This is a genomic window from Vibrio sp. B172a (genome assembly GCF_030248355.1).
Taxonomy (GTDB): Bacteria; Pseudomonadota; Gammaproteobacteria; order Enterobacterales; family Vibrionaceae; genus Vibrio; species Vibrio owensii.
On sequence record NZ_JAHGAC010000008.1, the window covers coordinates 466,558 to 480,621 of the forward strand.

The following is a 14,064-nucleotide window of genomic DNA, read 5'->3' on the forward strand; positions in this document are numbered from 1 at the left end:
GAGTGATGTAGGAATTCGCGAATTTAATTGCGCCAAGGTACGAAAGTACAGCCTAGGTCACTCATTAAATCGGCACAATCCGTTAGGATGAAGTACCGTTATTATGCCCGCAACAATAGCGGGCATTTTTGTTTTTTGACGCCGTTTTATTCAATGTTTGAATAGGATTGGGTCTTTTATAATTGTGTGAATTCACAACGTTTGGCTGAGGAAATCCGATGTTCAAAAACCATAAGGAGAATATCGGTGCTAGGGAGAAAGATTTGAAAACCAAGGTAAAGAAAAAATACGAACGCGCCTACGAATTACTAGCTGAGGCGGCTTACTCAGACCCGTTTGCGTCACTTGGTCCATTCATTGCTGACGGCGAAGGATCGTTACGTGTTTGGATGCCGGGTGCAGACAAAGTTGAATTGGTTATCAGCGGCGAACCTCGAATTGAGCTAGAGCGTGAAGATGAAAGCGGCTTCATCTTAAAAGACAAGCGCGACTTGCATCTAACGCATTACCAACTTGCAATAGACTGGAATGGTGTAGAACAGCTTATTGACGACCCTTACCAATACCACAACATCTACCAAGAATACGAACACCTACACACACCAAAAGACATGTACCGCTACATGGGTTCACAATTTGTGACCATCGAGCGCGGTGGCGAAAATATCTCTGGTGTGCGCTTCCTTGTTTACGCACCTCATGCATCTGCTATCAGCCTAGTGGGTAGCTTTAACCTGTGGGATGGCCGTCGTCATCCAATGCAACGCCTAGACTATGGTATCTGGGGCTTGTTTATTCCTGGTTTGGAAGAGGGCGTACAATACAAATTTGAACTCAAAGGTCCGAATGGGGAAGGGCTTCCTCATAAACAAGACCCTTGGGGCTTCTACTCTGAACAATACCCATCTTTCGCATCGATCACTTACGATCACAACCGTTACCAATGGCAAGATGCGAAATGGCAAAACCGTCCAGTGACGCAGAAACGTGATGAAGCGTTGTCTTTCTACGAACTGCACGCGGGTTCTTGGAAACGCAACGAAGAGGGCGACTTCCTTAACTACCGTGAATTGGCCGCTGAGTTAGTACCTTATCTTGTGGATATGGGCTACACCCACGTTGAGCTTATGCCTGTTTCTGAACATCCGTTCTTTGGCTCTTGGGGTTACCAACCTGTTGGCTTGTTTGCGCCTACCAGTCGTTACGGCTCTCCGGATGATTTCAAGTTCTTCGTTGATGCATGTCACCAAGCTGGCTTGGGTGTGGTACTGGATTGGGTACCTGCACATTTCCCATCGGATGATCATGGCTTAGCGAATTTTGATGGTACGCCACTGTTCCACGATCCAGATCCTCGCCGTGGTTGGCACCAAGATTGGAACTCTTACATCTACGATCTAGGTCGTGAGCATGTGCGCCGTTTCCTAGTGTCTAACGCACTGTACTGGTTCGAGCAATTCCATATTGACGGTATCCGCGTTGATGCTGTTGCGTCGATGCTTTACCTAGATTACTCACGTAGCCACGATCAGTGGATCCCGAACGCTGATGGTGGCAACGAGAACTACGATGCGATCGCAACACTGAAGTGGATGAACGAAGAAGTGTACAAACACTTCCCGAACGCAATGACCATTGCAGAAGAATCAACCGCATTCCCAGGTGTATCTGCACCGACCTTTATGGGCGGTTTAGGCTTCGGCTTTAAGTGGAACATGGGTTGGATGCACGACAGTCTTTCTTACATCCAAGAAGATCCTATTCACCGCAAATACCACCACAATACCATCACGTTCCCGCTTGTTTACGCACACAGCGAAAACTATGTATTGTCGCTTTCTCATGATGAAGTGGTCTACGGCAAAGGCTCTATCCACAACAAGATGCCGGGTGATGAATGGCAACAAACGGCGAACTTACGTGCTTACTTCGGTTACATGTACGGTCAACCGGGTAAGAAGCTAAACTTCATGGGTGCAGAGCTTGGTCAGACAGCAGAGTGGAACCACGATGACCAGTTGCAATGGTTCTTACTAGAGTTTGGACGCCACCAAGGCGTACAAGCGCTGATTCGTGACTTAAACCACTTGTACCGTAATGAAGCGGCGATGCACGACCAAGATTGTGTGCCTGCTGGCTTTGAATGGCGTCTGCAAGATGAAGCCGATTCGAGCATTCTTGCACATGAACGTATTAGCCAAAACGGCGAGCGTGTATTGGTGATCAGCAACTTCACACCAGTGCCGCATGAGCGTTTCCGTTTGGGTGTTCCGATGGAAGGTAAATACGAGCTTCTGTTGAATACTGATGATGTGAAATACGATGGCAGCGATTTTGAAGTGCTAACCAGCGTAGAAACAGAAGAAGTAGAGAGCGAATCGCTGCCTCAGTCTCTTGAGCTGCGTCTACCGCCACTATCAACCGTATTCTACAAACTGGCAAAGTAAGTTGAGTTCGTAAAACAAACTTAACTAGCCAAAACACACAATCAATACAAAGCCCGCTTTACAATGTAAATCGGGCTTTTTTTGACCAAGTTTTCACTAACGATAAACAGACTGCATACTCTATACTTGCATCATATTGTTTTATGAAATCAAGCTAGGTCGGACTTTGAGAAAGATTAAATCCCTTCTGTTCAATATCTTATTGGTGCTTTTGCTTTTACCAGTGATGCTCGTTGGCATAGTGAAATACGTCGATCCACCAATTTGGGGATGGAAGATCAGCCGCATGATTTCTCCTCCAGAGGGATTCCCTGAAGAGAGTCAAAATGAATGGGTGCCTTTGAGTGATATTTCTAAGCACATTCAATTGGCCGTGATTGCGACAGAAGATCAAAAGTTCCCGACTCATTACGGAGTGGATTTTGATTCATTATTTAAAGTGATCTCAGAGTCTGGCGAGAACGGCCCTCCTCGCGGTGCGAGCACGATTACTCAGCAAACTGCAAAGAACGTGTTTCTGTTTCCTTCACACTCTTATGTGCGCAAAGCGTATGAACTTTATTTTGCTCTGCTGATGGAAGCGATGTGGAGTAAAGAACGCATTCTCGAAGTGTATTTGAATGTGGTGGAGTTTGGCCCAGGTATTTATGGCGCGGAAGCCGCTGCGCAAAACTACTTTGGTATTCCAGCTAAACAACTTTCAACACGCCAAGCAGCAAGGCTTGCGGTGGTGTTGCCAAATCCATATCGCATCAAAGTCTACCCTCAGACTTCTTACACCACCAGCCGCGTCAATTGGGCGATGAGACAAATGCGCAATCTTGGCAACGTCGAGTTATAAGTTTCTCTTTTCCTTAACTATCTTGTGTCCGTAAATAGAACTACGCCCCGATAAAGGCAAAATGTGAAGCGTCACAAGCTTTAGGGCGTAGCCTTTTAGAATGATGTGCTCAGTTTTTCATCCATTTACTATTAGTGTGAATAAAACTACAACACGAATACTGCGTCTATGCGCAACCAATGGACTGAACGATGAAACTGAATCTGATTACGACTACCTTATTGCTTGCATCGGCAAGTGCCATCGCCGAGCCAAACATCACCATATCTACCACGACCAACAGCCGTGACTTTCCTTTAAGTGCAGAGCAGCCTTTGGTTGTGCCATTAACCAAAGACGGCTATACGCTTAAAATCACTGGTGTTGAAGGCGATTGCGTTGCGCCCGATGGTCAGAAAGTTAAATTCAACAAACCGATCGCGCTGAATTGTGGAAAGCCAACGGAATTGCCGTTAAAAATCCGTTTTACTGGCGATTACTCTTTCGCTTTTGATGCGGAAGCGAAAACACTGCGCTTCAAGCGTGAACCTAAGAAAGCTGCCAAGACAGAATTCAAACGCCCAATCCCACAAGTGCAATGTGAGGTTTACCAAGGCGGCGAAGTCACCATCGCGTTAGGTGACAGTTTCCCAGATGGCACCAAGTTGCGTGATGCTTACACTGGGCAAATGGTTGAAGTAAAAGATCAGCAAGTATCGCTGACGCCAAGCAAAGACTCCGGTGGTTTGGTGCTACTAGAGCCAGCGAAGAAAACCAAAGAAGCAGTGCCGTTTGATTATCGTAATGCCAATATTTACTTCGTGATGGTCGACCGTTTCAACAACGCCGATACGAGCAATGACAATAGCTATGGGCGCAAGAAAGACGGTAAAGAAGAGATCGGTACCTTCCACGGCGGTGATCTAAAAGGCGTGATCGAGAAACTGGATTACATCAAGAGCCTAGGTACAGATGCTATTTGGTTATCGCCAATCGTTGAGCAAGTACACGGCTTTGTGGGCGGCGGCGATAGCGGCTCATTCCCGTTCTATGCTTACCACGGTTACTGGACGCGTGATTTCACCAAGATTGATGAGAACTTTGGTAACGAAGATGACCTTAAAGTGCTGGTGGAAGAGGCGCATAAGCGTGGTCTCAAAGTCTTGATGGACGCGGTAATCAACCACACTGGCTACTCAACGTTAGCCGATTTGCAATTTGACGGTATTGAGGTGTTAAAGCCAAACGCTGACCTACCGAAGAAGTGGGGGGATTGGCAACCAAAAGCGGGCGAAAATTGGCATAGCTACCACCAGAATATTGATTACCAGAGTCCAAACTGGGCGAAATGGTGGGGCGGTGATTGGGTAAGAACCGGTTTGCCGGGCTACCCTGCTCCGGGCAGCAGCGATATCACTATGTCATTGGCGGGTTTACCTGACTTTATCACTGAATCAGACAAAGCCGTGAAGCCAGCGCAATGGCTATTGGATAACCCCGGCACACGTGTAGAAGCGCGTGACAATTACACCGTTTCCGATTACTTGATTGAGTGGCAAACTGATTGGGTGAAACGCTTTGGTATTGATGGTTACCGTGTTGATACGGTGAAGCACGTTGAAGGTGATGTGTGGAAGCGCTTGAAAGAAGAAGCATCAAGCAGTCTAGAGCAGTGGCGCAAAGAGAATGGTAAGTCAGGTCAGCCATTCTGGATGATGGGTGAAGTATGGGGACATACCGCTTATCGCAGTCCTTACTTCGACGACGGCTTTGATGCGTTGATTAACTTCGACATGCAGAAGAAGTTAGACAAAGGCGCGGCGTGTTTCAGCCAAATGGCAGACACCTACCAAAGCTATGCAGATACTATCGCCAATGAGAAAGACTTTAACCCTGTGAGTTACATGTCTTCTCACGATACGGAGTTATTCTTCTCTCGCTTCAAAGATTACGGCATGCAGCGTAACGCCGCGAATGCACTGCTTCTAAGCCCTGGTGCTGTTCAAGTTTACTATGGTGATGAAGTTGGTCGTAACATTGGCCCTTACGCGGACGATTTCCACCAAGGCACACGCTCTGACATGGTATGGAAGCTATCGGATGAGAAGCAAGCGCTACTCAAACACTGGCAAACCCTTGGTCAGTTCCGTAAAGCGCATCCAGCGATTGGTGCAGGTCAGCATCACGTGATTGAACAAGAAGGTGCGTATGTGTTCTCTCGTTCGCTTGGCAATGACAAAGTCGTTGTGGCGTTTGTGGGGCGCGACAATTAATTAGAACTTCGTTTTAAGCCTAGATAGAAAAAGCCCTTCCTTGAGTTCTTAGGGAAGGGCTTTGTTGTTTTTGATGTTTACTTACTATTTCAATAACTATCTATTCCAATAGTTATTTCTTTAGCTCTTGGTCGATGACTTTCTCAAGCTCCTCGAAAGGTACATAACCCGGAATGACTTGGTCATTAATGATGATCGCTGGTGTGCCTCGTAGACCTAAGCGAGTGAAGTACTCGTAGTTTTTATCCAACAACGCTTTGGTTTCTTTGTCGTCGACAAGCTGTGCTTCTGTGCCAGTCTTCTTAGCGATTTTTTGTAGTGAACTTGCATCATGTGGACCCGGCTTCTTCACCAACAAGTCGTGCACTTCTTTGTACTTGTCATGTTGGTTCTGCCATACGTTCAATGCGTAACTTGCCGAGTTGTAACCGTTCTTCTCGTACTGTTCTTTGAACGATACCGTCATGTTCAGCACTTTTACCTGCGGGTATTCTTTCTCTACCTTCACTAATTCACCTTCAAGACGCTTACAGAAAGGGCAGCTGTAATCGGTCACGTTGATGATCGTCAGCTCTGGGTTCTCTGCACCGAAGTAAGAGTGCTTACCGTCATTAAGATAGGCGCGCGCTTCATCCAAAGTCGCGTTAAACGTCTTTTGGTAAGCGACGTAGTCTTGCAGGTTTTGATGCAGTGAATCGAGGATCTGCGGGTTTTCTTTCAGCAGTTGAGTAATTTCTTGCAGCTTCTCTTCTGATGTTTTTTCTGCTGCGTGTGAAAATAGAGGTACCAGCGCGATAGCCACAGTTAATAGTGTGCGTGTGAATTTCATGATATTTCCTAAAACTCTCTTTCTTCGCGGTTTTTGTCGCGAAGTGATTAAAAATAAAACAATTGATGTGGGGATGAATAGCAATCGGGTTTTATTCTCTAAACACACATAGCTTGAGGTGCACCCGATATTTGTCGGGTATCGGCTCGGTATGATGGCGGAAAGCATTACGCTCGGTGCTGGTGATAGACAGCAAGACAAACGCAAATAGGAATAAGGGAACAATGAAGCTGTCGAGATGGTTTTGTGAAACCTGAATCAGCTTTTCAGACAGTTCACACTGCTTAGTCAGCCCTTTCTCGCTCTTTTGTTGCTGCGCAGCAGCGTGTTCAGCTGTCACTTGCACGCCAATCAGAGGGCAAGATTGGTAGAAGCCTGCATTTTTACTTAAACAGATCACGATAACCCAAGCCACAAGGGCGAGTGTCCATCGAGCGATGTTGGATTGTGATCGAAGCAAAAGGCAAACCCTGAATAAGTCTCTAAGTAATGACCGAACCACCCTAAAATAAATTACACGGAACTTTTGTTAATTTTTGGTCAAGAAATCTCAAATAAGCAACAAATCATGAAGCACGTCGAAGATGTGGCTAATAACAAACTTGTTCATAATTTTGGTTTGTTTTGTTAATGGATGGAATTTGTGGATAGTTAGATAAATCTACCTTATCTTGGTCATAAATATTTATTATCTTTTAAATGTGATTCAAATCATAAAATAAAACTTCATAAATGAGTGACATGATTGTTCGGTAAATGGATTGATTTTGATCATCTCTCTAGCACGTCGTTCAAGGGATCATCTATGCGTTCTGTTCCACATACATAGGTGAATTTATGACAAGCCCTGTTCATACTGAACGCAAGGTGACGATCGGGTGTTACATTGCACTCGCGTTTGCGGTTGTGTTCTTTTCTGGTCTGATGCAATCCAACGAATGGTACGGTGTATTCGACTTTACAACGCTTAATGGCTCTTTCGGTAAAGTGGCTTACGGCGTAACGGAAGGTGCGGATGGCGCGGTACAAGCTGCGACCACATCTTTTCGCGGTACTGGCGGTAGCGGTGCTCGTGACGGTTTCATTTTCGCACTTACTTTGATTCCAACCGTTATGTTCGCATTAGGTATGATCAACGTACTTGAGCACTACGGTGCACTTGAAGCTGCTCGTAAGCTTCTTACTCCTCTTCTACGTCCTCTAATGGGCATCCCTGGTAACTCTGGTCTGGCTTTGATTGCTTCTCTACAAAGTACCGATGCTGGTGCGGCAATGACGCGTCAGCTAAAAGATGAAGGTCACCTAACTAAGCGTGAAACGGACGTATTTACCATGTTCCAGTTCACTGCAGGTGCAACCATCGTGAACTTCTTCTCATCAGGTGCTGTGCTGTTCACGCTGACAATGGCTGACGGCTCTCTAGCGGTAACGTCTTCTATTGGTTTAGCGGTTGTGGTGATGTTCGCATTTAAGATCATCGGCGCGAACCTGTTCCGTATCTACCTAAACATGACGGAAGGTAAAGAAGACAAACAAGACCAAAACAAAACAGAGAACCTAAAAGAGGAGACGGCATAATGGGTGACGTTAAAGCGAAAAAGCCAATGGTGACGGATATCTTCGTCGAAGGTGCTAAGAAAGGTTGGGTAATTGCGACTACCTCTACGGTTCCTAACGTATTGATGGCGTTCGTTATCATCAAAGCGCTACAAATCACTGGCGCGCTGGATCTGATGGGCACTGTGTTTTCTCCAATCATGGCGGTTTTTGGCCTTCCTGGTGAAGCGGCTGCTGTTCTTATCGGCGCTTGGATGTCGATGGGCGGCGCGGTGGGCGTAGTGATTACGCTGTTTGACCAAGGTATCCTGAACGGTACGCACATTGCGATTCTAGCGCCGGCTATCTACCTAATGGGCTCTCAAGTTCAGTACATGGGTCGTATCATGGGTCCAATTGGTACTGAAGGTCGTTACATCCCAGTTATGATTGCAATCTCAGTATTGAACGCGTTTGGCGCAATGCTGGTGATGAATCTGTTTGTCTAGGAGTGAGTCATGCAATTCTCTCTAAATGAATATCTAGAAGAGCTACGTCCGTTAATCAATGTGGATTGTGGCACTTACACCACTGATGGTATCGAGTTCATCGCTTCTCAATTTGAAGAGAAGTACCAAGCGATGTCAGGTTGGAACGTAAAACGCATCGACTGTGGCAGAGCGGGCATCGGTCTTGAAGTTCGAAATAAGCCGGAAGCTGAGCAAATCGACGTGATGCTAATTGGTCACATGGATACGGTGTTCCCTGTGGGTACTGCTGAGCTTCGTCCGATGTCTCAAGATGCAGAGAAAGCCTACGGTCCGGGCGTCTCGGACATGAAATCTGGCTTGCTGAACATCGTATACGCGATGCGCTATCTAGACCAAGCGGTGTTGGATAAGCTGTCTATCGCTATCTGCATGAACCCAGATGAAGAAACGGGTTCTCTGGACTCTGTGGATTGGATTCAATCAATAGCGAAAAATGCTAAGAATGTACTGGTTGCAGAAGCAGCACGTGCAGACGGTGGTTTAGTGAAAGCGCGCAAAGGCATGGCTCGCTACAAAATGACCTTTAATGGCGTTGCTGCTCACGCTGGTAACGAGCCAGAAAATGGCCGCAGCGCAATCACTGAGATGGCGAATTGGATTCTAGCAGTCAATGCAATGACCAACTTTGAATCTGGTACCACGCTGAATGTCGGTATTGTTTCTGGTGGCAACGGAGCGAACATCGTCCCTGAGCACGCTGAAGCGATCGTGGATGTGCGTTTCTGGAGCAACGAAGAGTACGATGATGTCGATAGCAAGCTAAATGGCATGCTGGAAACACCATTCGTTGATGGCGTGAGCATCGAGTTGGTTCGTGAAGCGTATAAGCCTTCTATGGTGCCAAGCCCACAAACAGAAAGCCTGATGATGCTAGTTGAAGAAGCGGCAAGTGAACTGGCGATCGACATCAATTGGAAGGAAGTGGGTGGCGGCTCTGATGCAAACAACACGGCGATTCTTGGCGTTCCAACTTTGGATGGTCTAGGACCTATCGGTGCGGGCTTCCACAGCGATCAAGAGTACTTGTTGCTTGAGTCTATTGAACCACGTATCAAAATGCTGATGCGTGTATTGGAGAAGATTGCTCAATAAGGCATTCTGCTTCTAAAGCTTGGTTCCCAAAGCTGTTGGTTTCCAAGACTTCTGGTTTCAAAACCTTTTGGTATCCAAAGCAATAATCCCCGGACTTCGGTTTGGGGATTTTTTTATCTAGCCATTTTGTTTCCTTTCTTCATTATCATTACTCGCTATTAATCCTACGTTCAGGTTTATCGTCTTAATATCTTTGCCACAGTCATAAATTTAGGAGGCACGATGACCACAAGCATGTCTGTAAATTCGGCGTCCGATGACGTCTTAGACCAAACGATGCAAGCGCCAGATGAGAAAACCTTTTGGCGTAAAATGAAAAACTCCGTCAAGAAAGCAGGTGAAGAGATTGCGGTTATGGGCATTAAATCATGGCTCGCGATGGCAGATTCCAACACCTCTGTTCGCCACAAGGCTATCTTAGGTGGCGCGTTGGCTTACTTCGTCCTACCGACAGATATGGTGCCAGACGTATTAGCTGGCGTCGGCTTTACTGATGATATGGCAGCACTGACGCTAGCGGCGAACTCGGTCGGCAATGCCATCACTGACGAGCATGAAGAGCAAGCGAGAGAAAAGCTGAGTTCGATGACGGAATAGGGTTATTACCTATTCTTCAGATTTCAAATAAAACAAAAGCCCCGATGTTTCCATCGGGGCTTTCATTTAGACAGGATAATTGAGTTTGGAAGGGTTTAAGCTTCCGCGCGTTTCAGATGCACCTCTTCTTCTGCGACCCCAGCTTTTGGATCGTTGAAGCGAGTTTCATCCAGTGCGCCTTCCGATTTCGCAACAATGATAGTCACTGCGCTGTCACCGGTGATGTTAACTGCGGTACGAATCATATCAAGTAGACGGTCAACACCCATGATAAGTGCAATGCCTTCTAGCGGCAGACCTACTTGGTTCAGTACCATTGCTAGCATTACTAGACCTACACCAGGAACACCTGCGGTACCGATAGACGCCAATGTTGCCGTCATGATAACCATTAGGTAGTCACCCATAGTTAGGTCGATGTTGAATGCTTGTGCGATGAACGCTGTCGCCACACCTTGCATGATCGCCGTGCCGTCCATGTTCACGGTTGCACCTAGCGGTACTGTGAACGATGATACGCGGTTCTCAACACCCATGCGGTGCTTAGCTGTTTCCATTGTCACTGGAATGGTCGCGTTCGATGATGCTGTAGAGAAAGCAAACATGATTGCGTCTTCCATCTTACGTAGGAACGTAATTGGGTTTAGACCAGTGAAGCCTTTTAGCATCAGGCTGTAAGTCACAAGGCCGTGCAGCAATAGCGTACCTGCTAGTACAACGAAGTATTCAGCAAGGTTGAAGATTGCGCTTAGACCAAGGCCTGTAAACAGCTTCGCCATTAGGAAGAACACACCGTAAGGCGCAAGGTTCATCAGAATCGCAACCAATTTCATGATTACTTCATTCAGATCAGAGAAGAATGCTGCGATACGCTCGCCTGGCTTACCTGCTGCACTGATCGCGATACCGAATAGGACGGCGAACACGATAACTTGCAGGGTTTTACCTTCTGCCATTGCGCTGATTGGGTTAGTCGGGAACATATCAATGATCACCTGACCCAAAGATGGCGCTTCTGCTGATTTGAATGAACTTGCTGCGGTTAGGTCTGCACCAGCACCCGGCTGGAATAGCGTACCCATGGTTAGAGCAAGTGTGATTGCGATAGCGGTTGTTGCTACGTAGAAAGCAAGGGTTTTACCACCCATGCGACCCAATGTAGATAGGTCTTTTAGAGAGCTGGTACCACAAACTAGCGAAACAAATACTAGCGGTACAACAAGCATTTTTAAGCTGGCAACGAAGATCTGTCCACCAACTTCGAATAATCCATTAACAATGTATGCGTCGACAAATCCGTTGTCGGCAAAAAGTGTGCGAATTGCAAATCCTGTCAAGATACCCGCTACCATACCCAAAATTACGCGGCTGGTGAGCGACATCGGTTTCTTGGTATTCATGAGAACACTCCTTATAGTTATGCACCTTGAGTTCACTTCAAGGCGGCGTGCAGATTAGCAGCGGAGTGCGAAAATACGAAAGAATAATCCTCTGAATGGTCGATAGATGTGAAGCTAGTCACTTTAAAAAATAGAATATTAACCAAATTGTAATGATTTGACTGGTTGAAAAGTTTGCTGATTAACAAATTTATCGAATTTACAACCGATAGAAATGATTTGTTACATTCTCAAATGGTAGAAAACTGGATGCATAACGATGAGATAAAAGACGCCAAGTGCATAACTAGGCATCTTTTATTCACTTGCTGATTGCGAAGTTACTTCAGCGGTGGGCGAGTCTGTTCGTCGATGGCACGAGCAAAATCTGAAATCTGCTGATAATCTGCGGGTGTCCAAATTGATTTTGAGGTCAATGACTTAGGTAGCGCAGAAAAAGCTTTTTCATTGTCGCTTGCTCTAAACTCTACACTCATCCATTGGTCGATTGCTTGTTGATCATCAAAGGTGTTAGACAATGAAAGTTCGTGATTTGCGCCTGGGTAGTTTGGCGTCAAACTCAATGCCATATGATAATCGCGGAATCGCACTACCCACTTATCCGGTAGGCGTCTTGAACTGTCCCACCAATCTCCATCAAGCTGCTGAATTTTCTGTTTAGCGACGGCTTTCGGTTGCGCTTTTAGTTCTTTTAAGGCTTGTTTAAAAGCGGTGTCCATGGCTTGAGAAAAGCCTTTTTGATCGAGTTCGGGATTATCCAACAGGACTTGTTTGGCTAAGTTGGCACCAAGCATGTTGGAGTAGAGGTCTTCGGATGAAAAGGCGGACGCCAGTTCTTTAAAGCCACTCACTGACACCATACCAAACCACTGCGCAATCTCGTGCCATTGAGCAAGACGAAATGCCGTTAGCGCTGCTGCTTGAGCACTGCGGTCGAGCTTCTCTTCTTCACTAAGCTTTTCTTTTTGTTCATACCAACGAATGCGGCGAACACGAAGTTCTTCTGGTAAATCCAGATGTGCCGCACGGCCGAGATAATGTTGGTTGAGAGTAAACAAATAGTAGGTGTAATCGGCCGTGTCGCGAACGTGTGCCGTATCAATAAACCCACCAAGCTCGGTAAAGATTATTCCATTCGCTTCTTCATTTAATCCAAGTAGGCTGCCTGGCACCGATTCACTGCCATCGTTATAGTGGTGAGTACCCACTTCGTTGCTGGATAAGACATTCTCGAGGGAGAAGAAAGGAACAGGTACGCTTCCTAGTTGCGCTTTGAGGTCTACACCGAAAGCACAGCATGGCCTGACGCCAACCGGTGCTTTCAATTCTTGTGCTTGGATAAACCCACTACAAAGGCTTAGTAGTAATAGTGCTGCTTTCTTCAAACCCTACTCCTAGAATGCTTCATTAATTTGGAAATAAAAACCGGTGCTGTCTTTACCTACCCCTAAATCGACGCGCACGTTAATACGTGCCTTAAAGGCAAATCGATAACCAACCCCGACAGTTGGTAGCCAACTGCTTGCGAATAAGTCGTGATAAGTAGGTGCGATATTGCCTGCACCCAACCAACCCACAACGCCATGACGACCAGCAATGGTGTGGCGGATTTCTATTTGTGTGGAGAGTTGATGTTTGTCGCGATATTGTCCTTGGTAGTAGCCACGCATGCGTTGATCGTCACCTAACTGGGCGTAATCAAACCAAGGGGCATCACCAAAAATCGATTGCGAGTAAACTTCCATCGCGATGATGGTACTGTTTGACCATTGTTGATAGAGACGATAGTTGGCCACGAGGTTGTCGTAGTCTTCATCGCTGCCGAGTGAATCGCGGTTGGCAATCCATTCAATATCGAGAAACTGTCCTCGCATTGGGTTTGGCTCGAAATCGCGCGTATCGTATTCCATCCCAAGTAACACGCCGCTGCTGGTGGCATTGGTGACTTCTGAAGGAAGAATATCGCCATCTACACCGTCTACTTTGTTGAATGATTGCCACTGCCAGCCGAGCTTAGCGTAAGTATTTGGCGCAATCTCTACGGCGATTTTGGGGCTCAGCTGTAATCGTTGGCCTTCGTATTGCACTTTATTACTATCGTTCTCGGCTGCTTGACTGCCGATACCCCAATAATATCCGGGAGTATGGCTGATCCACGCTTCACCAAGTAGACGTACTTTGTCACCCTTCAAATAGGTGCGGTTGTTTAACCCCAAGCCGTAAGAGCCAGAAGTTGAACCGTAAGATGTGACGGTGACGGTTGAGTACGGATCGCCTTTCTGCCAGTCATAAGGAGTATACAAGCCCACCGCGGCAACGCCGATGCCAAATCCTTGCTCTGGATTGACGAATGGTCCCGGTAAGATGCCCCAGTCGATCAACTTCGATTCATCCACGGTTTCGCTAGAGCCTAGTTTGGTTAGGATGTTATCCACCAAACTGCTTTCGTCTTGCTGCATAGCAAAAACGTGTGGTGAGCAAAACAGTGCTGCAATTACTAGGGAATAAGAAGCTTTCAT

Annotated in this window: 12 protein-coding genes; 7 read left to right on the forward strand and 5 right to left on the reverse strand. The window is 46.5% G+C overall.

Annotated elements, in window-relative coordinates:
• The first annotated feature begins 218 nt into the window (after window positions 1-218).
• The 3 genes from glgB to KIT90_RS11920 all read left to right on the forward strand — a co-directional run bounded on the left by glgB (window position 219) and on the right by KIT90_RS11920 (window position 5,540).
• Complete coding sequence (gene glgB, locus KIT90_RS11910; protein ID WP_285376803.1) at window positions 219-2,447, forward strand: 1,4-alpha-glucan branching protein GlgB; 2,229 nt, start codon at window positions 219-221, stop codon at window positions 2,445-2,447.
• 166 nt (window positions 2,448-2,613) lie between these two features.
• Window positions 2,614-3,288 (forward strand): monofunctional biosynthetic peptidoglycan transglycosylase, encoded by a 675-nt coding sequence (mtgA, locus tag KIT90_RS11915; RefSeq protein WP_285376804.1) that lies wholly within the window; start codon window positions 2,614-2,616, stop codon window positions 3,286-3,288.
• A gap of 191 nt (window positions 3,289-3,479) precedes the next feature.
• Complete coding sequence (locus KIT90_RS11920) at window positions 3,480-5,540, forward strand: alpha-amylase (RefSeq protein WP_285376805.1); 2,061 nt, start codon at window positions 3,480-3,482, stop codon at window positions 5,538-5,540.
• A 112-nt stretch (window positions 5,541-5,652) separates the two neighbouring features.
• On the opposite strand, the gene KIT90_RS11925 is transcribed toward KIT90_RS11920, so the two are convergent.
• Window positions 5,653-6,369, reverse strand: a complete 717-nt coding sequence (locus tag KIT90_RS11925; RefSeq protein ID WP_020195400.1) for a DsbA family protein — start codon at window positions 6,367-6,369, stop codon at window positions 5,653-5,655.
• A gap of 91 nt (window positions 6,370-6,460) precedes the next feature.
• A complete protein-coding gene (locus tag KIT90_RS11930) occupies window positions 6,461-6,784 on the reverse strand; it encodes a hypothetical protein (RefSeq protein ID WP_045414386.1) in 324 nt (107 codons plus the stop codon).
• Between the two features lie 422 nt (window positions 6,785-7,206).
• Here KIT90_RS11930 and KIT90_RS11935 point away from each other — a divergent pair, with 422 nt between their 5' ends.
• The 4 genes from KIT90_RS11935 to KIT90_RS11950 all read left to right on the forward strand — a co-directional run bounded on the left by KIT90_RS11935 (window position 7,207) and on the right by KIT90_RS11950 (window position 10,145).
• Window positions 7,207-7,947, forward strand: coding sequence for a nucleoside recognition domain-containing protein (locus tag KIT90_RS11935; RefSeq protein ID WP_285376806.1), 741 nt, complete (start codon window positions 7,207-7,209; stop codon window positions 7,945-7,947).
• Window positions 7,947-8,414: a YjiG family protein gene (locus KIT90_RS11940; RefSeq protein ID WP_005374849.1), complete on the forward strand. Its 468-nt coding sequence runs from the start codon at window positions 7,947-7,949 to the stop codon at window positions 8,412-8,414. The genes KIT90_RS11935 and KIT90_RS11940 overlap by 1 nt, the downstream gene beginning before the upstream one ends.
• A gap of 9 nt (window positions 8,415-8,423) precedes the next feature.
• Window positions 8,424-9,548, forward strand: coding sequence for a M20 family metallopeptidase (locus KIT90_RS11945; protein WP_285376808.1), 1,125 nt, complete (start codon window positions 8,424-8,426; stop codon window positions 9,546-9,548).
• Window positions 9,549-9,770: 222 nt separating this feature from the next.
• Entirely contained in the window at window positions 9,771-10,145 is a 375-nt protein-coding gene (locus KIT90_RS11950) for a YkvA family protein (RefSeq protein WP_009698021.1), read from the forward strand.
• Between the two features lie 95 nt (window positions 10,146-10,240).
• Here the strand turns inward: KIT90_RS11950 and KIT90_RS11955 are convergent, their stop codons facing one another.
• From KIT90_RS11955 to KIT90_RS11965, 3 genes are all read right to left on the reverse strand, one after another.
• Window positions 10,241-11,545 (reverse strand): dicarboxylate/amino acid:cation symporter, encoded by a 1,305-nt coding sequence (locus KIT90_RS11955; protein ID WP_005437888.1) that lies wholly within the window; start codon window positions 11,543-11,545, stop codon window positions 10,241-10,243.
• A 320-nt stretch (window positions 11,546-11,865) separates the two neighbouring features.
• On the reverse strand, window positions 11,866-12,930 hold the full coding sequence (locus KIT90_RS11960) for a DUF4056 domain-containing protein (RefSeq protein ID WP_285376811.1): 1,065 nt from the start codon (window positions 12,928-12,930) through the stop codon (window positions 11,866-11,868).
• A 9-nt stretch (window positions 12,931-12,939) separates the two neighbouring features.
• Complete coding sequence (locus KIT90_RS11965; RefSeq protein WP_285376812.1) at window positions 12,940-14,064, reverse strand: BamA/TamA family outer membrane protein; 1,125 nt, start codon at window positions 14,062-14,064, stop codon at window positions 12,940-12,942.